Here is a 21,429-nt window from a genome sequence, read left to right as displayed (position 1 = left end):
TAAAAATGATTTTGTAGTATACTAATATAAAAGTATTTGGGGGATTATAATAAAAAAGTCAATAAGAAATAGATTTTTTTATTATAAAATTCTTCTAATGCCTGCAAAACATTTATTCCAATATCTTTCTTCCAGATTTGATATAGTCACTCCTTTAGAAACAGATGCGTGTATGAATTCAATACGTTTTCCAGTAGCTACTACCAGTCCTACATGATTTATAACATTTTTATTTTTATTAGTTTTAAAAAATAAAAGATCTCCAACTGTTACATTTTTTAGAGAAACCTTATTTCCCTGCTTATACATAGCTCTAGATGTTCTAGGAAGCACAACTTCTCCTTTCTTAAATGAAGTATACATCAATCCCGAACAATCCATTCCTTTTTTAGTAGTTCCTCCGTATTTATATCGGGTTCCTTCAAAAGTTTTGGCATAGTTTATAATACTTTTGATCTTTTTACCTTTAGGATTTACTCGTGTTTTCTTGCTAGACGTGTTTTTAGATCTATGAGTAACAGAAGTACTCTTTTTAGCACCTCCACAAGAAGAAAGTGTTATGCAAATTATAAGTAAAAAATAAAATAACTTATTCATTTTTGGGTGCTTTATTTTGTGGTTTCTACAATTAGGTTAGCAGTTTTATCACTAGCTCCTTTTCCGCCAAGCTTTTTTTCTAAATCATAATAATCTAAAAACATGACAGCTCTGTTATAATCATCTAATATTTTTGTGAGCTCTTCTTTTAATTTTTTTGTGTTAAAATCATCTTGAATTAGCTCTGCAACGACAGGTTTGTCCATTATTAAATTTACTAAAGAAATATACTCCAGATTGACAATTCTTTTGGCAATATGGTATGAAATGGTATTTCCTTTATAGCAAACAACTTGTGGAACTTTAAATAATGCAGTTTCTAGTGTTGCGGTTCCAGAAGTTACTAAAGCTACATTACTTAAACTTAAAATATCATAAGTACGATTCATAATTAAATGTACTCCTTCTTTTTTTATAAAAGGCTCATAAAATTTCTCCTCTTGGCTAGGAGCGCCGGCAATTACAAATTGATAAGATGGGAAATCATCAACTACACTGAGCATGACTTCCAGCATCTTTTTTATTTCTTGCTTTCTACTTCCAGGTAATATTGCAATAATTGGCCGCTCATCTAATTGATATTGTTTTTTAAAAAGATTTGGTGTTACTTGATGATGGTCAGCAATAGCGTCTATAAGTGGATGTCCAACAAAATTTACCTCATAGTTATATTTTTTATAAAAATCAGACACAAATGGTAGAATGACATACATATGATCTACATTAGCCTTGATAGTTTTCACTCTTCCAGCTCTTGATGCCCATACTTGGGGACTAATATAGTAATGAGTAATATAACCTTTTGGCTTAGCCCATTCGGCAATACGAAGATTGAAACCTGAGTTATCTATTAAAATAAGTGCCTCTGGATTATATCGTTCAATGTCTTTTTTACATTGTTTTATAAAGCCTAAAATTTTAAAGAGATTTAGAATAACTTCGAAAAACCCCATAAAGGCTCTTTCTTTGTAATGCAGAACCATAGTACCACCTACTGATTGCATTAAATCTCCTCCCCAAAACCTGAATTCTGCGTCGGGATCTTCTTTAAGAATTGATTTCATAAGGTTGGCACCATGTAAATCACCGGATGCTTCTCCTGCAATAAGATAATATTTCATCTTCAATATACTTTCTTCATGTATTAACTAAATTTACTAATTGCTATACAAACAGCTGCTATAAGTGTAGCAAGAAGCACGCCACGTGCTCTGTATGGTTTGTTTTGTTTTAAAAATAAAAAGAAAATTATCAAATTAAGAATTGCTCCTAAAGCGATTAAACTTCCTAGGAAATTATTTTCTTGTGCAGCTTTTAATGTTTCGATGATACTCAAATCAGAAAATAATAAGATGTATAAAATGATACCAACACTATTCGCAAATATTCCTGTAAAAAAACCAATAAGAATTTCTTTTTTAATCATGTAATGGCCAGTTGTTTAGTTCTTGTATAAAATGGTGTGCGGTAAGATCAAATTGCGTGGGAACAATGGAAACATACCCATTGTGTAATGCCCATTCATCAGTGTCTTCCCCTTTATCTTCATTAATAAATTTTCCTGACAGCCAATAATAATCTCTTCCCATAGGATTAGTTCTTTTATCAAATTCTTCTACCCAATGAGCATTTGCTTGTCTACAAACTTTTACACCTTTTATGTCTTTTTCTTCTAACTTTGGGATATTAACATTGAGAACAATGCCTTTTGGTAGTCCATTTTTAAGTACATTTTCTACGATTGCTTTTACAAACTTTTTAGAAGGCTCAAAGTTGGCATTCATACTATAATCCAATAAAGAAAAACCAATGGCAGGAATCCCTTCGATTCCAGCCTCTACAGCCGCACTCATTGTACCTGAATAAATTACATTAATAGCAGAATTAGATCCATGATTAATTCCACTAACACATAAATCTGGTTTTCGTTTCAATATCTCTCTGGTTGCCATTTTGACGCAGTCCACAGGAGTTCCAGAACAACTATACTCCTTCTGGGGTGCATTTTTGTCAATAGTGATAGGATCACAGTATAAAGTGCTGTTGATTGTAATTGCGTGACCCATAGCACTCTGAGGGCTGTCGGGAGCCACCACAAATACGTCGCCGATTTCATTCATGATGCTAATCAGAGTCCTTATTCCAGGAGCCGTAATACCATCATCATTAGTGACTAAAATCAACGGTTTTCTTTGTGACATAGAATTGTTTTTTTCACTGGTAAAAATACATTTTTTTTATTCTAAATATATTATTCATAATCAGTAGTGTAGATTATTAGTTCTTTTAAGAAAAATTTAGTATTATTACGTGATATTGGCACGATTTTTAGTGTATTTTGCCATAGACATCCCCTAAATTAAAAATGAGCGTATGAAAAAGAGTTTTTTGGTATTAATGCTTACCATAATTGTATCAGCTGCTTCTTGTAGCTTTACAACAAAAGTTGACGATGATCCTGATAAAGATCGAATACTGATTGATTTAATTAGTTATGTATTAAGTAAAGGTCATTATGATGCAAAGGATATTAATGATGATTTCTCTAAGAATGTTTTTGTTGATTATATAGATGCATTAGATCCTTTAAAACGATATTTTTATAAAAGTGATATAGAAGAATTTAAGAAATTTGAAGCTTTAATCGATGATCAAATCAGAGATAAGGAAATCGATTTCTTTAATCTTACGTATGAAAGACTGCAACAAAGAATGACTGAGGCCAGATCTTTGTATAAGGAAATATTAGAACAACCTTTTAATTTCGAAAAGAAGGAAGATATAAATACAGATTATGATAAATTATCATACGCTAGTAATAAAGAGGAAATGAAGAACCGCTGGAGATTACAGCTAAAGTTCAATGCATTATCCAGTTATTACGACAAAGTTGATGAACAAGTAGATTCTATAACAAAAAATAAAGAGTTTGAAAGAAAATCTGCTGTACTGTTAGAAGAAGAATCTCGTGAATTAACAAAGACTTCATTAAAAGAATATTTCGAGTTTGCTGATGATCTAGAGAGAAAAGATTGGTTTTCTATCTATATCAATTCTATAGTAGAAGAATTTGATCCACATACATACTATTTTGCTCCACAAGATAAAGATCGCTTTGATATTGCCATGTCTGGTAAGTTAGAAGGAATAGGTGCTAGATTGCAGAAAAAAAATGACAATGTAAAAATTGTTGAAATTATTTCTGGGGGACCTGCTTGGAGAGGTAACAAAGTAGAGGTGGGAGATCTCATTATGAAAGTAAAACAAGAGGAGGAAACCGAACCTGTAAGCATCGTGGGGATGAGGCTTGATGACGCAGTTAGTCTGATCAAAGGTCCTAAAGGAACTAAGGTTGTCTTAACTGTTAAGAAAGTAGATGGAACAATAGAGAATGTCGAGATTGTGAGAGATGTTGTTGAACTAGAGGAGACCTATGCAAAGTCTTCTGTAGTTAAGAAAAATGATAAGAATTTTGGTATAATCAATTTGCCGAAATTCTATTTTAATATGCAAGATTACAACCAGCGTAATGCTGCAAAAGATGTAAAACAAGAAATTATTCGTCTTAAAGAACAGGACATGGAAGGTCTTGTTATAGATCTTAGAGATAATGGAGGAGGATCTTTACAGACTGTAGTAGATATTGCAGGTTTATTTATTGATAAAGGACCTATTGTTCAGGTTAGAACGAAAGGAGAATCTCCAGAGGTTTTAAGTGATAAAGATCGAAATATTTTATGGGATGGCCCATTAGTTATTTTGGTTAATGAACTTTCTGCTTCAGCTTCAGAGATTTTAGCCGCTGCAATGCAAGACTATAAGAGGGCAATTATCATTGGAAGTAAGCAAACCTATGGAAAAGGAACTGTACAGAATGTTATGGACCTTAATCGATGGATGCGCAGTAATGATTTTGGAGACTTAGGAGCATTAAAATTAACAACTCAGAAATTTTATCGTGTAAATGGTGGTTCTACTCAATTAGAAGGAGTGAAGAGTGATGTGGTAGTTCCAGATCGCTATAGTTATATTGATATAGGAGAAAAAGATCAGGAAAATCCACTTCCTTGGGATAAAATCCCAGCTGCAGATTATAGTTTGTGGGATGGTTATATTGATTTTAATCAAACTATTAATAATAGTAAAGCTCGTATGGCTACTAATGAGCAATTAAAACTGATTGAAGAAAATGCTAAGTGGGTAAGAGAAAAGAGAGATATAAATAAATATTCATTAAATTATAATGAATACAAAGCCAATATCGAATTAAACGAAAAACAAGCAGAACGTTTTGAGCGCCTAAACGATTACAAAACTAATCTTACTTTTGAATCATTACCATATGAAAAAGATCTTATGGCAAAAGATTCCATCCTTAAAGAAAAGAGAAATAGATGGCATAAAAGCCTAAGTAAAGACGTTTATGTAGAGGAGGCGTTGAGTGTACTTGAGGATATGAAGATCAACAATATACGTAAATCAAAAAATCCACTTACTCTAAAGAATTAATTTGCTTTAATGCAAAATACAAAATCAAATTCATTATCAAAGTTAGCGCTCCAAAAGTTCAAGAAGAATTTTTGGGGCGTTTTGAGTTTTTGGTTTATTGTTATTTGTGCATTATTCGCTATTATGGCCTATGTGCTGGCACCTGATAATTCTAAGAATGCAAATCAGATGCATTTATCCATTCATTCCAAAGGGCCGGGTTTTTCTGTAAAAATGTTAACAATACCTTCTGGAACAGGATATGATCAATCTTACTTGGATAAAGTATTCTTTGGCACTAAAAACATGGATACCGAAATCCCTATTGAAGCGTATAGGTTCAAAGAAACATCGATAGAAATTACTCCGTATACCGAAGGAGAGCTTACAGGGATTACTAAAAATATTGAATTCGCAAGTTTTCCTGATCACTTTCAGAAAGAAGAAATCGAACAAGAATTTATTAAAAGTCGAACCTTTATTTTGGGTACTGATAAATATGGAAGAGATTTACTTAGTAGAATGCTTATCGGAATTCGAATTTCTTTTTCAATAGGTTTTGTCGCGGTATTGATTTCTTTGCTGTTAGGGATATCTTTAGGTGCCATAGCAGGTTATTTTGGAGGTAAGGCAGATGTTTTAATTATGTGGTTGATTAATGTAACCTGGTCTATACCTACCTTACTTTTGGTTATAGCTATTACATTAGCTTTAGGAAAAGGTTTCTGGCAGGTTTTCATAGCCGTTGGGCTTACGATGTGGGTAGAGGTGGCTAGAGTCGTTAGAGGGCAAGTTTTAAGTATAAAGCAAATGCAATATGTAACTGCTGCAAAAGCATTGGGGTATGATCATTTTAGGATCATAACAAAACACGTGTTACCAAATAGTTTAGCACCGGTAATTGTAATTTCTGCTGCGAATTTTGCTGGAGCAATTTTAATAGAAAGTGGATTGAGCTTCTTAGGTATAGGGGCCCAACCTCCAATGGCTAGTTGGGGAGCTATGATTAAAGATCATTATTCTTATATCATTCTAGGAAAAGCTTACTTGGCAATTATACCTGGTTTAGGTATTATGAGTCTTGTTATGGCGTTTATGCTTATCGGTAATGCATTAAGAGATGCATTGGACGTAAAGGGGTAAACAAAAAAAGACTGAATTATGAGTTAAAAACAAATAGTTCAGTCTCTTGTATACAAAACATTGTGTTTTGTTGTTTAGTAAAACGAATTACTTTTTAAAAACAAGGAGGTCCTTGTACCCATGTATATCCATTGTGATAGCAACAACTTAATGCAGGATCACAACGACCTCTTCTATTTTGATTTTTAGTAAGAATATATACTCCACCGGTTATATCCTGTTGTTGTTTCTTAGAGAGTGATTTAGCTCCTTCTAACATTTTAATTTGTTTCATGATTTTTAGGTTTTTGAGTTTTGATATTGAAAGGCGGTAAATCCAACAAGCGTCGCAATAAAGAACCACACTAGTGTTCTTCTCTATAATCGAATTGATCACTGAGAAGACAAAACAGTCTATATTTTATTTAATTGGTATTAAGTTATTTTCTGTTTAAAAATTATAGCTTACCAAGCTCCTCCATTACATACATTGTCTGAACAAGTATAATATGGGTCATTTCCTAAAAAAGGATATTGTTGAATCCACCACCCTTGTGAACGAGGTCCACAACAGAATTGTTCTAAGGTAGGGATGTACCCTCCAGAAATTAATTTTTGTTGTATTTTGTTTAATTTTCTAACTTTTGTAAGGTTTAAAATTGATTGCAACATAATTATAGGTTTAAGAGTTAAAAAAAATCCCCGAAAGTTTAAAGATATTCGGGGAAATATCTGAGTGAGTGTGTGAAGAAAAAGAGTATACAATACTTCTTTTCATAATAAAGCTTTTCTAAAAGAAAAGTTTCGTTTCCGGGTTTGGAAACCCATAAGGGTTTAGAATCCTAAACCACCAATTGGATCAGTACCATCAGGGCACGTACTGCTACATGATACTGCGATAATTTCAAGATATCCGTTACGTCCCATAACAATACATCCACAATCATCTGATGAAGGAAGTGTAATTCCTCCTTTTACTGATCTTTGTTGTTTTTTGTTCAGTTCCTGAACACCTTTTACTGATAGAATTTTTGATAACATATAATTAGATTTAAGTTGGATTGTGTTTCAATTAAACACCCACTGATTTTTCTTCTATTTCATAATCGTGCTCATTTTGATTTTCAATCATCATGCTAGTAAAGTGAAAAAATTCATCATAGCTATATTTTTTAGGGTATATAGAGGTGTTTATAAGAGAAGCAGGAGTATAGAATAGATTATTCTTTTCTGCCCATTCGGATTGATTTTTGAGAACTTCAATATGGTGCTCACTGTTTTTTGGAGTTCCATATTTTTTTATCCAAGTACTGAAAGTCCTATCATTAAACCATTCGCTATATGCATAAATAAAACTATCAGATCCGTTATCGTGATATATTTCCATTAATCGTAAACTTATTTGGGTCGCTTGATTATCAAGATCATCTAATGATACTTTTAATCGTATAACGATTTGTAATTGCTCGCTCATTGTTCTTAATACGCGTGTGTAGGCTTCAAAAGCGCCTTTACAGAAACCGCACATTGGATTCGTTAGACTTGTAATTTTAAATTTTGCATTAGGGTTACCTAGAATAATTTCATTTGTAATTGAAGTATTATCTTCTATTTTATCCGATATACTTAATAAATGATCAAATATCTGTCTATCACGCTTAAAGTGATTAAGCTTTATATTATCGCTTTTGTAATCTTTATTCTCGACCATATTCTCTTTAATATGAATATAGCCTAATGTAGCTAGTGCAGAAACCATGACAAAAGCAGCAATTGATACTAAGCTAAAGTTAAAAGCAAGACCGAGCAAAGCAACTACAATTAAACCAGTAGAAATGGCGCTAATGGCAATACATATTGCGCACCATTTTTTTATAATAAATGCTTGGGAATAAATGGAATACGCAATAAAAGGAATGCCGATAAGTGTTGGTAATAACAATGTGCTATCAAAGCCATAAAATAGTTGATATATAGTGAGAATACCGAAAAATACAATACTCGCATCTGCTAAAGAAAAATTCTTAAATAATTTTCCTGTGTTGTTATTAATTACATCTCCGCAGTTAGAATTTCCTACGGATGTACAAAACTGATGCATAGTATTAGATTGTATGCCTAGACTTTCTCTAACGGCAAAAAGACTAAAAACAACTCCGGAGATCGATAATAATAAAAATAGTATTTGATAAAGATCAAATGGTTTAAAGACTAAGGCTACAATTGAACTTACCAATAAAGCTCCAAACAGAATATTCTGAATAAGAGATTCTTTTGAGAAAACAGCACTTTTTCCAGAGTTATGCTCTACGGCTATTACCTTAGGAACCCATATTTTTTTAAATTCTTCATATGTAAATTTTGTATTTTCAAGATCCGTATGTTTCAATTGAATACTACCATTTTTATTAATAACGGAAACAATCTCCTCTGCGTTCTCCTTTTGTACTAATGAAACAAAGCTTTTAGGGAGTTGGTCCAAAGCTTCTATAGGAACTTCAACAGCTATATTGTCGATATTAAAATAATCTAGTGTATCTGTAATAGATTGAAAACTTGGGTAATTGGGATGTATCTGTAATTGTAATTCTAAATCCTTTTTGTCGTAGTCGCTAATCCTATTTTGAATTAAAACAGTTTCAACTATATTTTCAATGTTATTTTTCATGTATCCTTTTGAGATGATTTTGTTTTCGTGTGCTTAACTTCTGATAAAGATACTATAAAAGTTGATCGCCCCTATATCAACTTATCTAATGAATTTTTTTCTATCAGATATTTTGAAAAATAATTTTTCAAAATTAAAAGCCTTCTAAATTAGAGATTTTAAAACGTATACTCGACGTGGATACTACATAAAATAGAAATGGAATAACCGTAATTTTAGAGTTTATTTATGTTAATTTTATATATTAAAATATTGTATATCAATTATTTATGATTTTAAAGAACACTCTTAAGACCCAGCGTTTGATTTGTGTTAAATTTTGATTTTACTCGACACTTTACGCTTCATTCAATAACTGACGATAACTTTCTTGATTAATTATGGTTTAAAAAAATTAAACCATATCCGAATATGGGTCGATTTTGATACTTTTGTGCATCGATTGTTGAAAAATTATAAAAAAATTGAAATTTGAAAAGAAAGTTTATATATCCGTTATTGGTTCTTATTGTTACTGTTGGCTTCTATTACATAGAAAAAAATATAGATGTAGCTGAAATGAATGAAGCTACTGAACAGATGGGTAAAAATAAAGAGCTTAGTTTTTTTTATCTTCCGACATCCACAACTGATGTTGTAGTGTCTCATGATAACTACTCTTTATCCTATTCTGAAAAACACGAACAACCAGAATGGGTGGCTTATGAATTAAAAAAAGAACATCTTGTCAAAAATGAATTTAAGAGACCGTTTTTTGAAGTAGACAATAAGGTGAGGTCGTCTTCAGCAGATTGGAGAAACTATAAAAATTCTGGGTATGACAGAGGTCATTTATGTCCTGCAGGAGACAGAAGATTTTCATATGATGCTTTTGAGGAAACTTTTTTCACATCTAATGTTTCCCCTCAAAATCACCAATTTAATGCTGGTATTTGGAATAGTCTAGAACAAAAAGTTAGATATTGGGCAAGTAAGTACGATGGTGTTTATGTAGTAACTGGTGGGGTTTTGACTGATAATCTTGAGACAATTGGTTATGAAGCGGTTTCTGTGCCAAAATATTTTTATAAAGTAATTCTCAATAAAAACTCTCAAAACTTAAAAATGATAGCATTTTTGATGCCTCATAAGGATACGGATAAACCATTAGAAGATTTTGTTGTTACTACTGACAGTATTGAAAAATTAACGGGGATTGATTTCTTCCAGGAATTACCAGATACTATAGAAACTAGACTTGAAGCATCTTCTAATAAGAATGGCTGGAAATTCTAAATGACTACCATTCGTTCACTCGGTTAGCATCAAGTTTAATAAAGATGAAAAGGAGTAGTGTGAATCCCCATAATCCAGAACCACCATAGCTAAAAAATGGAAGTGGAATTCCTACTGTAGGAAATAAGCCTGTAACCATCCCTACATTTACTACAAAATGTACAAATAGAATACCTACTACGCTATATCCATAAACTCTACTGAATTGAGATTTCTGTCGTTCGGCTAAATACAGGAGTCTTATAAGTAAGCCTGCAAATAGTATAATCACTGCAGATGCGCCAAGAAAACCCCACTCTTCTCCGACCGTGCTAAAAATATAATCTGTATGTTGTTCTGGTACAAAACCACCCTTAGTTTGTGTGCCCTCTTTCCATCCTTTTCCGGTCCATCCTCCGCTACCTATAGCTATTTGACTTTGATTTGTGTTATAACCAATACCTTTAGAATCTACTTCTTTTCCCAGAACAATATTAAAACGATCTCGATGTCTTTGTTCGAAAACATTATTAAAAATATAGTTTACAGAAAAGCAAAATCCTGTAATTACAATAATGGTGAGTAAGTATCTTGAATATCTTGGTTTTTGTTTCCTGTTTTTAATTAGAATTAACAGCATAACGGCTCCAATCCCAAGAACTACCCATAAAGGTGTAAATAATAAAGTTAGTATGAATAGGGCAGCAGAAGATGCTCCAATAATTAGATAGGTGGCTGCTAGGCCTTCTCTATATAACGGAAAGAAAAACGCAGCATATACTAATGCGCTTCCAGGATCCGGTTGAGGAATGATAATTAATGCAGGTAGCGCTATAATTAAGAATGCTCTTAGTTGATGATTAATCAAATTAATATTGGTTTGCATATCACTTAAGAACTTTGCTAAGGCCAATGCCGTGGCCGCTTTTGCAAATTCTGATGGTTGTAATCCAACGGGACCAAAGGCATACCAGGATGTAGCTCCATTTACATTTTTTCCGAATATAAAAAGACCTAGAAGTGAGGCTAATGATATCACAAAAATTAGACCGGCAAATCGTTCGTAAAATTTGGTTTCAATAGCTTGAGTAATAATTATAATGATGACGCTTAGGGCGATCCAGTATAATTGTTTTACGTATGGTCGGGAAAAATCAGTTAGAGAGAAAATTTCATCATCATAAGATGCAGAATATATATTTACCCATCCAAAACCGATTAATAATAAAAATATAAGTACGGTTAACCAATCTATGGCTACAATAGTAGATCTAGCCATTATTGGTTAATTTTAAAAGGTTCACCGCTATATGGTTTCGCATATTCCTCTTCAAGACTATGAGTTAATACCCAATCCTCGAGATCTGTCCTAGATATGGGGCCTTTTATGTGTTTTTCTATCATTAAACTAGCGATCTTACCGGCATATCTAGATCCCCAATATCCATTTTCGATAAAAACTGCAATGGCTATTTTAGGATCTTCTTTAGGAGCAAAAGCTACAAAAACGGAATGATCTGTAAGTTGCATGCGTTCGCCATTAATCCTAGTGTAGTTCTCCGCAGTACCTGTTTTACCGCATATTTGTATACCTTCTACCTGTAATGATCTTGCAGTACCTTGGGTGTATACCTGATACATTCCTTCTATTACTGGTTCAAAATGTTCTTTATTGATGGTGGTATATTTTGGCTTCGTAAAGTTTTCTATTTCTATCGGTTGACCGTCAATGGCCTTGATAATATGAGGTGTGAAATAATAGCCTCTATTAGCTATAGCAGCAGTCATATTAGCTAATTGTATAGGTGTTGCGGATACAGCTCCTTGACCTATAGCATTTGATATGGTAGCCGTGGCATACCATTTATACTTAGGATATTTAAATTGTTTGTTATAAAATTTAGAATCGGGTACTAAGCCTTTACTACCACTAGATAAATCGTTGCCTAAATAATTTCCTAACCCAAAGCTTTCTACGTGCTTTTCCCAGCTATCAATGCCTTCTTGTGGAGTATCGTATTTGTTAATGCTTCTTAGGTATACATTAGCAAAATATGCATTACAGGATTGTGCAATTCCTGGTATCATGCTTAATGGGCTTCTATGAGAGTGACATCCAAGTTTGGCCTTTTTTCCATATCGAAACCCGTGATTACAGGAAAAGCTTTCTTTAGTGTCTACAACGCCTTCCTGTAATCCAATTAGCGCAGTAATAGCTTTGAATGGAGATCCCGGAGGATATTCACCTTTTACACCTCGATCAAATAATGGTCTGGAAATAGAATCATAATGTAGTCTTGTGTAATTGGGAGATCTTTTTCGTCCTACTAATAATTCTGGTTTATAACTTGGAGCAGTAATTAAAGTAAGGATTTCTCCGGTAGAAGGATCTAGTGCTACGATACCACCACGTTTATTCTCCATTAGCTTTTGTCCATATGCCTGTAATTCCTCATCAATAGTAATAGTCAGATCTTTTCCATTAACAGGTAGTGTGTCATATTTACGGTTTTTATAGGGACCAATATCTCGGTTAAATCTATCTTTTTGAATACGTTTAATTCCTTTTATTCCTCTAAGTTCGTTTTCATATTGTTTTTCTACACCTTGCATTCCAATGAGATCACCAGAAAGATAATAAGGATCTTTTTTTATTAATCCATCATTTACTTCTGCAATATATCCGAGTACATTAGATGCATTTACCGTGTGATAGTCTCTAAGAGAACGTTTCTGGATATAGAACCCATCAAATTTTCTCATTTTTTCCTGTAAATAAGCATACTCATCTTTTGTTAACTGAGGGATAACTACAGAAGGAACACGAGGAGAATAAACTCTGGCTTTATGCAATTGTTTTACAAGCTTCTCTTTTGTTATTTTAAGGATAGAACAAAATTCTAACGTATCAAAAGGTTTTAATTCTCTAGGTATTACCATAACATCATACGATGGTTGGTTAGTTACCAAAAGTTTGCCATTCCTGTCGTAAATTGCTCCTCGCTGAGGATAATCATATAGCACTTTGATAGCATTATCATCTGAGAGAGCGGAAAAAGAAGTGTTGTAAATTTGCAGATAAAAGAGTCTGGCAATAAAAATAATACCAGTGCTCATTATAATAAGATAAAGTAATAATTTTCTCATGAATCTTTTCTTCTAAACAATACCAAAACCAACATAATTACGATGATTGAGAATAGACTAGAAAATAACGTTTTTTTTGCTATTAATAGTGTATGAGAATAGTTAAATATTTCTAATGAAAAAAGTATAATATGATGCATAAAAACCATCAAAGTTACATATGCTAATCGCTGTCCAAAACCAACTTTGCTTAACTTAACGGTTTGAAATTCATAGCTTAAGCCAAAAACCGATCTTAAAATAACTGGACGAATATAAGTTATAACTAAACATGCTGTAGCATGAACACCTCCAGAATCTCCAAACATATCTATCGTAAGCCCTAGAATAAAGCTAAGAAAAAGGAATAAGCTTTTGTTTATATTAATTGGGGCTAATAATATAAAAATAATATAGATGTATGGATTTAGGTATCCCAGAAAATTAATATGATTGAGAATGAAAACCTGAACTAAAACCAAGCTAAAGAATCTGCCAATGTATAAAAGGATGTTGTTATTCATCTGTTTTTGGTTTTTCTAAAGACTTGATTTCCAAAACATCATTACTTTTTATGGCGTATAGGAACCCAATATCAGTCATGTCATTAAATAGTTGTATGTCAATTAAAAAATAACTTTGATTTTGATCCAACCTATAATTTAGTATGGTGCCAATTCCTATTCCACGTGGGAATATAGTTGAACGACCGTTGGTAACGATAGTGTCTCCCTTTTGTAAAACTGCTTGTCTAGGTACAGTTTCTAATTGCACGACATTAGGATCTTTACCATTCCAGACTAATGACCCATATTGATTAGAATTTTTTAAACCGGCATTAATTTTGGAGTTGCTGTTTAAAATAGAAATAACTCTACTGTAGTTTTTTGAAGTGTTTTCTACAATACCAATAATACCTTTATCGGTAATGACTCCCATGTCTTCTTCAATTCCATCTTTTTCTCCTTTATTAATTAAAATGTAATTGTCTATTTTGCTGTAATCATTTTTGAATACGTTTCCCTTTATGAAAGTAAAAGGTTTGCTAAATGATGTAGTGTCTATAAACTTTGTAGCAATGGTGTCTGCAGTAAGCCAACTTATTTGATTTCGTAGTTGTTCATTTTCTTTTAGTAAGCGCTCATTTTTACTTTTAAGTCCAAAATAGTTATTTATAGAATATCTCCATCCATAAACTCCACCTGTAAGGAAATTAGTAGAACTTATAAATTTACTTTTATGATAACTATGTGATTGTATAGTTAGAATGAGGGATAAAAATAGTAGAAGCAGAAATAATAGGAAGTTTTTATTCCGTATTAAAAAATTAATAATCTGCTGCATGGGTTATGAGGTACTAAATTCTAAAAATAATGATCTCGTTATTATTTAATAGTGTTTTGATATAATTAAAAACAATCAAAGGAGAATAACGTAAAAAATAGATTTTAGGTATATTCTAATTATAATTTTCTGAAAACTATTATTTAATCAATACGCTTTTATAACGATTAATATTTTTCAGAGTAATCCCTGTTCCTCTAACTACCGCTCTTAAAGGGTCTTCAGCAATATAAACTGGTAAATCGGTTTTTTGAGATAATCTTTTGTCAAGTCCTCTTAGCATAGATCCTCCACCTGCCAAGTAAATTCCAGTATTGTATATATCTGCTGCAAGTTCTGGAGGGGTTTGAGATAGTGTTTCCATAACTGCATCTTCAATTCTAAGAATTGATTTGTCTAGAGCCTTTGCAATCTCACGGAATGAAATCTGTACTTGTTTTGGCTTTCCTGTTAGAAGATCTCGCCCCTGAACATTCATTTCTTCTGGCGGTAATTCCAAGTCTTCTGTAGCTGCGCCTATTTGTATTTTTATTTTTTCTGCAGTACGTTCACCTACGTATAAATTGTGTTGTGTACGCATATAGTATATGATATCGTTTGTGAAAACATCACCCGCAATCTTTACGGATTTGTCACAAACGATTCCTCCCAAAGCAATTACAGCAATCTCAGTTGTTCCTCCACCGATATCTACAATCATATTCCCTTTAGGTTGCATAATATCAACACCAATACCAATAGCTGCTGCCATAGGCTCGTGAATAAGATATACTTCTTTACCATTAACACGCTCTGCACTTTCTTTTACAGCTCGCATCTCTACTTCGGTAATACCAGAAGGAATACAGATCACCATGCGCAGGGCAGGAGTAAATATTTTTTTCTTCAATGCTGGAATATCTTTGATAAACATACTTATCATTTTTTCACTGGCATCAAAATCTGCAATTACTCCATCCTTAAGTGGTCGAATGGTTTTTATATTTTCGTGTGTTTTTCCTTGCATCATTGCCGCTTCTTTACCAGCAGCAATTATTTTTCCCGTAACAATATCACGAGCAACAATAGATGGACTATCGACCACCACCTTATCGTTATGAATAACTAAGGTGTTCGCAGTACCTAAATCTATAGCAATTTCTTCAGTAAAGAAGTCGAAAAATCCCATATAAAACAATAAAAAGGGTTAGAATTGAGTAAATGTACTAAAATTAATGTTTAAAATGACGTGTTCCGGTCATTACCATTGCAATTCCGTTTGCATCACAGTAATCTATACTCAATTGATCTTTTATAGAACCACCTGGTTGTATTACAGCTTTGATTCCGGCATTGTCTGCAAGTTCCACACAATCAGGAAATGGGAAGAACGCATCACTTGCCATCACAGCTCCGTCAAGATCAAAATTGAATGATTTTGCTTTTTCAATAGAATGTGTTAAAGCATCAACTCTAGATGTTTGACCTGTTCCACTTGCTAATAATTGCTTTCCTTTAGTAAACACAATAGTGTTGGATTTGGTATGCTTGCAAATTTTAGAAGCAAATAATAAATCGTCTACCTGTGCATCGGTTGGAGCAACTTTAGTCACCGTTTTTAAATCTTCTTTCGAATCAGTTTTTAAGTCTTTATCTTGCACTAAAGCCCCATTAAGACAAGAACGAACTTGCGTTTTTGGCAACTCAATATTTTTTTGAATCAGAATAATTCTGTTTTTCTTTCCTTTTAAAATTTCTAAAGCTTTATCACTATATGAAGGAGCGATTACTACTTCACAGAATAATTTATGAATTTCTTCTGCGGTAGCGGTATCAATTTCAGAATTACTAATCAGTACTCCGCCAAAAGCTGAAACAGGGTCACCTGCTAATGCATCTATATATGCTTGATGCACGTTAGAGCGCTGCGCTAAACCACATGCATTGTTGTGCTTAAGGATTGCAAAAGTTGGTGCATCCCCTTTAAATTCATTCATCAAATTTACAGCGGCATCTACATCAAGAAGGTTGTTATATGATAACTCCTTACCGTGTAGTTTTTCAAACATTCCATCAAAATCTCCAAAGAAAAACCCTTTTTGGTGCGGATTTTCTCCGTAGCGTAATACTTTTCCTTTGGTCTCACTTATTTTAAGTGAAGCAATTTCGTGATCACTGTTGAAATAATTAAAAATAGCACTGTCATAATGCGAAGAAATATTAAAAGCTTTTGCAGCAAAACGTTTACGATCTTCTTGAGAAATACTACCATTACCTTCAGAAATAATTTCTAAAAACTCTGCATAGTCATCAACTGAAGCTACACAGGTTACATCAACAAAATTCTTAGCAGCTGCTCTAATTAAAGAAATCCCTCCTATGTCTATTTTTTCAATAATATCTTGCTCTGAAGCTCCAGAAGCAACTGTTTTTTCAAAAGGGTATAAATCGACAATTACAATGTCAATCTGTGGAATTTCATACTGCTCAAGTTCTGCAACATCACTATCGTTATTTTGACGATTCAGGATTCCTCCAAACACTTTAGGGTGTAATGTTTTTACTCTTCCGCCAAGAATTGAAGGGTATGAAGTGACATCTTCTACTGGGATGACCTTAACTCCTTGATCTTTTATGAATTTTTCAGTACCACCTGTAGAATAAATAGTAATACCAAGTTCATCTAATTTTTTTACGATAGGTGCCAATCCATCTTTACTGAATACGGAAATTAATGCAGATTTAGCGGTTTTTGTGTTGCTCATGACAGTTTTTAGTTAGTAAAATGCAAAAGTAGCAATTTAGTTACCAATTAGACAACCCATTATCAGTAATTGTTTTAGATATTTTGTAACAAAATTATAAGGAAAACGTCCTATCTTTATATTGTTCAAAAAATAGCACATGCTTATCTATCTTAGAGTATTAAAAGAGAGTTTTAATTTTGCGATTAATGCTCTTAGAAATAATAAATTAAGAACTTTTCTTTCTTTGTTAGGAGTGACGATTGGTATTTTCTCCATCATTGGAGTTCTTGCTGCTGTTGATTCTTTGGAAAAAGAAATAAAGGGCAGTATTAGTTCTTTGGATAATAGTACTATATATCTTACCAGAGTTTCGTTTGGTCCTACAGATGTGCCTGATTGGAAAAGAGAACAATTTCCGGATGTTACTTTTGAAGAATATCAACTTGTTAAAAGAACGATGCCCGATCTGAAGGCAGCGAGTTTTTTATTGAATGTTGGTCAGGAGGTTATAAAATACAATGATAAAAGCATTAGTAATGTGAGCATGGCTCCTGTTACTCACGATTATTATGATATAGAAGAATTGCAGGTAGTTAAAGGTAGGTTTTTTAATGAACAAGAGTCCAATGGTGGAGCTCCTGTTATTGTAATCGGAGATGAGATTGCCAAAAGTTTATTTGACACCAGTGATCCTATTGGTAAAAAAATTCGTGTGTATGGTAGAAAGTTTACGGTAATAGGTGTTTTAAAGAAAGAAGGGAGTGGTCTTTTTGGAGAATCCAAAGATACTTCAGCAATATTGCCTGTTAATCTTGTGAGAAGAATTTATGGAGATAATAATAAGTTTACGTTTCCTATGATCATTATTAAACCCGAAACGGGAAGTGATGTTCCAGAATTTGTGGCTTCCTTAACTCAAAAAGTTCGTTCTTATAGAGGTTTAAAACCTGATGAAATTGATGATTTTTTCATAAATCAGTTACAAGGGTTTACCGATTTTATAGATAACATAACAGGGACCATGTCTCAAATAGGTGGTTTTATTGGTATGTTTTCTCTGTTGGTTGGTGGTTTTGGTATAGCCAATATAATGTTCGTTAGTGTAAAGGAACGAACTAATCTCATTGGAATTCAAAAAGCATTGGGAGCTAAAAGGAAATTTATTTTACTTCAGTTTTTATTTGAAGCGGTAATACTTGCAGTTTTTGGAGGATTAATAGGGTTAATTTTGGTTTGGTTAATCTCAAAAGGAGCTTCTAGCATGACAGGCGATTTCGAATTTATACTTTCTACTTCCAATATGTTTTGGGGAATGTTTTGGTCAACCTTAATAGGTTTGGTTGCAGGTATTTTTCCAGCTTGGATGGCTGCCAGGTTAGATCCTGTAGAGGCTATCAGAACAGGAATGTAAAATATATAAATCTCTTGAGTTTTTATACAAATCTCGATAATAGGTAAATATTCATAACTAGAGCGATCAGAATGATTACCAAAACGGCAATCGGAATTACTTTCATCATAATATTTCTTTTTTTGTTTGGGGCCATTATAGTTATTGTCATAGTTCAAAGGTACTATGAATCAAAGGTTAAGGAAATAGGTAGAAATACTTGTTTATAATAACGTATTCTTATTCGATATAGTTGTGATGCTTTTACTATTACGCATAAATCATTTGAGAGTTATTTTTTTTGGTTTATGAATTCTTGCAGATAAAAAAAGTCGAGGTGAAACCTCGACTTTTTAAATATTAAATTAAAAGTACCTTTACTGCTTAATTATTCTTTTAGTTGCAGATCCTGTTTCAGAATGAATAGTCATTAAGTAGAAACCTGAACGAATTGAAGAAATATCAATCGTATTGATAACACTGCTTGTATTCAATTTCTGAGAAAGCACTAATTTTCCTTGAATATCAAAAATATCAGCACGCTTTATAGCTAAACTAATTTCTCCAGTTATGTTAATGGTATTGTTAGATGGTATAGGATAAACAGTAAGTCCATTTGCCAATATTTCATCATCTATACCTAATGTAGTGTCAAAATTAATACTAAATTGAGTTGCAGCTGTATTTCCATTACCGGCTAAATCGGTTACACTATCTGCATTTATATCAACAGTTACTATTCCCGAAATAGTTGGAGTAATTGTAGCATTATAAGACAATCCTCCACCGGTAAGATTAGTGGCTGTTCCGTTTCCGACAATGATGTCCGTTAAATCAAAACCAACTACGTCTTCATCAAAACCAATAGTTACCTCAAATGAGGAGTTACTAGTGGGATTAGGTTCTGTAGAAGTAATACCTACTGTCGGAGATGTAGCATCAGCAATAGTAATGGTAAATTGCTGTGTAGCAAACGTATCATCACCGCCATTGGCTGTACCTCCATCGTCTGATAGCACTACATTTACTATTGCAGATCCACTAACATCTGCAGCAGGAGTATACGTTAGATTACCCATCACATCAATAACCGGTTGTGTGCTAAATAAAGCATTGTTACTATTTGTTACTGTAAAAGTAAGTGTTTGTGTAGCTTCAGGATCCCCGTCGTTTATTGCAGTTGCCCATCCATTGACGGTTTGTGCTCCTGCATCTTCATTAACGGATTCATTAGCACCTGCAGTAAAACTTGGTTCATCGTTTACAGCATTTACTGTAATGGTAAATTGCTGTGTAGCAAACGTATCATCACCTCCATTAGCAGTTCCCCCATCGTCTGATATCACTACATTTACTGTTGTAGATCCACTAGTATCTGCAGCAGGAGTATAGGTTAGATTTCCAGATGCATCAATAGCTGGTTGTGTGCTAAACAATGCGTTATTGTCATTTGTTACTGTAAAAGTAAGTGTTTGTGCAGCGTCTGAGTCTCCATCATCAATAGCAGTTGCCCATCCATTTACGGTTTGTGCACTAGCATCTTCATTTATACTTTCATTAGCACCAGCTGTAAAACTTGGTTCATCGTTTACGGTATTTACTGTAATGGTAAATTGTTGTGTAGCAAACGTATCATCACCGCCATTGGCTGTACCTCCATCATCAGATAGCACTACATTTACTGTTGCAGATCCACTAGCATCTGCAGCAGGAGTATAGGTTAGATTTCCAGATGCATTAATAGCTGGTTGTGTGCTAAACAATGCGTTATTGTCATTTGTTACTGTAAAAGTAAGTGTTTGTGTAGCGTCTGAGTCTCCATCATCAATAGCAGTTGCCCATCCATTTACGGTTTGTGCTCCTGCATCTTCATTTATACTTTCATTAGCACCAGCTGTAAAACTTGGTTCATCGTTTACGGTATTTATTGTGATGGTAAATTGCTGTGTAGCAAACGTATCATCACCGCCATTGGCTGTACCTCCATCATCAGATAGTACTACATCTAAGGTTGCGGAACCACTAGCATTTGTAGCCGGAGTGTACGTTAAGTTTCCAGTTGCATCAATAGCTGGTTGTGTGCTAAACAATGCGTTATTGTCATTTGTTACTGTAAAAGAAATAGTTTGTGTAGCGTCTGAGTCTCCATCATCAATAGCAGTTGCCCATCCATTTACGGTTTGTGCACCAGCATCTTCATTTATACTTTCATTAGCACCAGCTGTAAAACTAGGTTCATCGTTTACAGTATTTACTGTGATGGTAAATTGCTGTGTAGCAAACGTATCATCACCTCCATTAGCAGTTCCCCCATCGTCTGATAGCACTACATTTACTGTTGCAGATCCACTAGCATCTGCAGCAGGAGTATAGGTTAGATTTCCGGATGCATTAATAGCTGGTTGTGTGCTAAACAATGCGTTATTGTCATTTGTTACTGTAAAAGTAAGTGTTTGTGCAGCGTCTGAGTCTCCATCATCAATAGCAGTTGCCCATCCATTTACGGTTTGTGCACTAGCATCTTCATTTATACTTTCATTAGCACCAGCTGTAAAACTTGGTTCATCGTTTACGGTATTTACTGTAATGGTAAATTGTTGTGTAGCAAACGTATCATCACCTCCATTAGCAGTTCCCCCATCATCAGATAGCACTACATTTACTGTTGCAGATCCACTAGCATCTGCAGCAGGAGTATAGGTTAGATTTCCAGA

At 33.5% G+C, this 21,429-nt stretch carries 19 protein-coding genes; 4 read left to right on the top strand and 15 right to left on the bottom strand.

Annotated features, from left to right (window positions below; genetic code table 11):
- Positions 1-81: 81 nt before the first annotated feature.
- The 4 genes from Q0921_RS15155 to surE are packed head-to-tail and all read right to left on the bottom strand — an operon-like array spanning position 82 to position 2,798.
- On the bottom strand, positions 82-597 hold the full coding sequence (locus Q0921_RS15155) for a C40 family peptidase (protein ID WP_299258296.1): 516 nt from the start codon (positions 595-597) through the stop codon (positions 82-84).
- An 11-nt stretch (positions 598-608) separates the two neighbouring features.
- Positions 609-1,718, bottom strand: a complete 1,110-nt coding sequence (gene lpxB / locus Q0921_RS15150; protein ID WP_299258293.1) for a lipid-A-disaccharide synthase — start codon at positions 1,716-1,718, stop codon at positions 609-611.
- A 23-nt stretch (positions 1,719-1,741) separates the two neighbouring features.
- Positions 1,742-2,023, bottom strand: a complete 282-nt coding sequence (locus tag Q0921_RS15145; protein ID WP_299258291.1) for a hypothetical protein — start codon at positions 2,021-2,023, stop codon at positions 1,742-1,744.
- A complete protein-coding gene (gene surE / locus Q0921_RS15140; protein ID WP_299258289.1) occupies positions 2,016-2,798 on the bottom strand; it encodes a 5'/3'-nucleotidase SurE in 783 nt (260 codons plus the stop codon). The genes Q0921_RS15145 and surE overlap by 8 nt, the downstream gene beginning before the upstream one ends.
- Before the next feature lie 172 nt (positions 2,799-2,970).
- Between surE and Q0921_RS15135 the strand changes: the two genes are divergently transcribed.
- Positions 2,971-5,106 carry a carboxy terminal-processing peptidase gene (locus Q0921_RS15135; protein WP_299258287.1) on the top strand — a complete coding sequence of 712 codons (2,136 nt, stop codon included), beginning with the start codon at positions 2,971-2,973 and terminating at the stop codon, positions 5,104-5,106.
- Between the two features lie 9 nt (positions 5,107-5,115).
- On the top strand, positions 5,116-6,228 hold the full coding sequence (locus Q0921_RS15130) for an ABC transporter permease (RefSeq protein WP_299258285.1): 1,113 nt from the start codon (positions 5,116-5,118) through the stop codon (positions 6,226-6,228).
- Positions 6,229-6,322: 94 nt separating this feature from the next.
- On the opposite strand, the gene Q0921_RS15125 is transcribed toward Q0921_RS15130, so the two are convergent.
- The 4 genes from Q0921_RS15125 to Q0921_RS15110 form a co-directional block, all read right to left on the bottom strand.
- Positions 6,323-6,502, bottom strand: coding sequence for a hypothetical protein (locus Q0921_RS15125; protein ID WP_299258283.1), 180 nt, complete (start codon positions 6,500-6,502; stop codon positions 6,323-6,325).
- A 170-nt stretch (positions 6,503-6,672) separates the two neighbouring features.
- On the bottom strand, positions 6,673-6,879 hold the full coding sequence (locus Q0921_RS15120; RefSeq protein ID WP_299258267.1) for a hypothetical protein: 207 nt from the start codon (positions 6,877-6,879) through the stop codon (positions 6,673-6,675).
- Between the two features lie 162 nt (positions 6,880-7,041).
- Complete coding sequence (locus Q0921_RS15115) at positions 7,042-7,248, bottom strand: hypothetical protein (protein ID WP_299258265.1); 207 nt, start codon at positions 7,246-7,248, stop codon at positions 7,042-7,044.
- Positions 7,249-7,279: 31 nt separating this feature from the next.
- Entirely contained in the window at positions 7,280-8,875 is a 1,596-nt protein-coding gene (locus Q0921_RS15110; protein WP_299258263.1) for a vitamin K epoxide reductase family protein, read from the bottom strand.
- A gap of 471 nt (positions 8,876-9,346) precedes the next feature.
- Between Q0921_RS15110 and Q0921_RS15105 the strand changes: the two genes are divergently transcribed.
- Positions 9,347-10,150: a DNA/RNA non-specific endonuclease gene (locus Q0921_RS15105; protein WP_299258261.1), complete on the top strand. Its 804-nt coding sequence runs from the start codon at positions 9,347-9,349 to the stop codon at positions 10,148-10,150.
- A 4-nt stretch (positions 10,151-10,154) separates the two neighbouring features.
- Here the strand turns inward: Q0921_RS15105 and rodA are convergent, their stop codons facing one another.
- The 6 genes from rodA to purH form a co-directional block, all read right to left on the bottom strand.
- Positions 10,155-11,408, bottom strand: coding sequence for a rod shape-determining protein RodA (gene rodA, locus Q0921_RS15100; protein WP_299258259.1), 1,254 nt, complete (start codon positions 11,406-11,408; stop codon positions 10,155-10,157).
- Positions 11,408-13,276 (bottom strand): penicillin-binding protein 2, encoded by a 1,869-nt coding sequence (mrdA, locus tag Q0921_RS15095; protein WP_299258257.1) that lies wholly within the window; start codon positions 13,274-13,276, stop codon positions 11,408-11,410. The genes rodA and mrdA overlap by 1 nt, the downstream gene beginning before the upstream one ends.
- On the bottom strand, positions 13,273-13,779 hold the full coding sequence (mreD, locus tag Q0921_RS15090) for a rod shape-determining protein MreD (RefSeq protein WP_299258255.1): 507 nt from the start codon (positions 13,777-13,779) through the stop codon (positions 13,273-13,275). The genes mrdA and mreD overlap by 4 nt, the downstream gene beginning before the upstream one ends.
- Complete coding sequence (gene mreC / locus Q0921_RS15085) at positions 13,772-14,599, bottom strand: rod shape-determining protein MreC (RefSeq protein ID WP_299258253.1); 828 nt, start codon at positions 14,597-14,599, stop codon at positions 13,772-13,774. The genes mreD and mreC overlap by 8 nt, the downstream gene beginning before the upstream one ends.
- Before the next feature lie 139 nt (positions 14,600-14,738).
- Complete coding sequence (locus tag Q0921_RS15080; RefSeq protein ID WP_118459234.1) at positions 14,739-15,767, bottom strand: rod shape-determining protein; 1,029 nt, start codon at positions 15,765-15,767, stop codon at positions 14,739-14,741.
- A gap of 43 nt (positions 15,768-15,810) precedes the next feature.
- Positions 15,811-17,343: a bifunctional phosphoribosylaminoimidazolecarboxamide formyltransferase/IMP cyclohydrolase gene (gene purH / locus Q0921_RS15075; protein WP_299258251.1), complete on the bottom strand. Its 1,533-nt coding sequence runs from the start codon at positions 17,341-17,343 to the stop codon at positions 15,811-15,813.
- Between the two features lie 139 nt (positions 17,344-17,482).
- Between purH and Q0921_RS15070 the strand changes: the two genes are divergently transcribed.
- Positions 17,483-18,736, top strand: coding sequence for an ABC transporter permease (locus Q0921_RS15070; protein ID WP_299258249.1), 1,254 nt, complete (start codon positions 17,483-17,485; stop codon positions 18,734-18,736).
- 356 nt (positions 18,737-19,092) lie between these two features.
- Here the strand turns inward: Q0921_RS15070 and Q0921_RS15065 are convergent.
- A partial coding sequence (locus Q0921_RS15065) for an Ig-like domain-containing protein (RefSeq protein WP_299258247.1) occupies positions 19,093-21,429 on the bottom strand: 2,337 nt, incomplete at its 5' end.

It is taken from the genome of uncultured Aquimarina sp. (assembly GCF_947496855.1).
Taxonomy (GTDB): domain Bacteria; phylum Bacteroidota; class Bacteroidia; order Flavobacteriales; family Flavobacteriaceae; genus Aquimarina.
Note: the sequence above shows the minus strand (reverse complement) of the source record. Positions and strands in the feature narration are given on the sequence as shown.

Bases quoted from the DNA above. Each gene is read 5' to 3' on its own strand.
- Q0921_RS15135 (WP_299258287.1), top strand. From the start codon at position 2,971: ATGAAAAAGAGTTTTTTGGTATTAATGCTTACCATAATTGTATCAGCT.
- Q0921_RS15115 (WP_299258265.1), bottom strand. From the start codon at position 7,248: ATGTTATCAAAAATTCTATCAGTAAAAGGTGTTCAGGAACTGAACAAA.
- lpxB (WP_299258293.1), bottom strand. From the start codon at position 1,718: ATGAAATATTATCTTATTGCAGGAGAAGCATCCGGTGATTTACATGGT.
- mreC (WP_299258253.1), bottom strand. From the start codon at position 14,599: ATGCAGCAGATTATTAATTTTTTAATACGGAATAAAAACTTCCTATTA.
- purH (WP_299258251.1), bottom strand. From the start codon at position 17,343: ATGAGCAACACAAAAACCGCTAAATCTGCATTAATTTCCGTATTCAGT.
- mreD (WP_299258255.1), bottom strand. From the start codon at position 13,779: ATGAATAACAACATCCTTTTATACATTGGCAGATTCTTTAGCTTGGTT.
- Q0921_RS15130 (WP_299258285.1), top strand. From the start codon at position 5,116: ATGCAAAATACAAAATCAAATTCATTATCAAAGTTAGCGCTCCAAAAG.
- Q0921_RS15120 (WP_299258267.1), bottom strand. From the start codon at position 6,879: ATGTTGCAATCAATTTTAAACCTTACAAAAGTTAGAAAATTAAACAAA.
- Q0921_RS15155 (WP_299258296.1), bottom strand. From the start codon at position 597: ATGAATAAGTTATTTTATTTTTTACTTATAATTTGCATAACACTTTCT.
- Q0921_RS15080 (WP_118459234.1), bottom strand. From the start codon at position 15,767: ATGGGATTTTTCGACTTCTTTACTGAAGAAATTGCTATAGATTTAGGT.
- Q0921_RS15070 (WP_299258249.1), top strand. From the start codon at position 17,483: ATGCTTATCTATCTTAGAGTATTAAAAGAGAGTTTTAATTTTGCGATT.
- surE (WP_299258289.1), bottom strand. From the start codon at position 2,798: ATGTCACAAAGAAAACCGTTGATTTTAGTCACTAATGATGATGGTATT.
- rodA (WP_299258259.1), bottom strand. From the start codon at position 11,408: ATGGCTAGATCTACTATTGTAGCCATAGATTGGTTAACCGTACTTATA.
- mrdA (WP_299258257.1), bottom strand. From the start codon at position 13,276: ATGAGAAAATTATTACTTTATCTTATTATAATGAGCACTGGTATTATT.
- Q0921_RS15110 (WP_299258263.1), bottom strand. From the start codon at position 8,875: ATGAAAAATAACATTGAAAATATAGTTGAAACTGTTTTAATTCAAAAT.
- Q0921_RS15125 (WP_299258283.1), bottom strand. From the start codon at position 6,502: ATGAAACAAATTAAAATGTTAGAAGGAGCTAAATCACTCTCTAAGAAA.
- Q0921_RS15145 (WP_299258291.1), bottom strand. From the start codon at position 2,023: ATGATTAAAAAAGAAATTCTTATTGGTTTTTTTACAGGAATATTTGCG.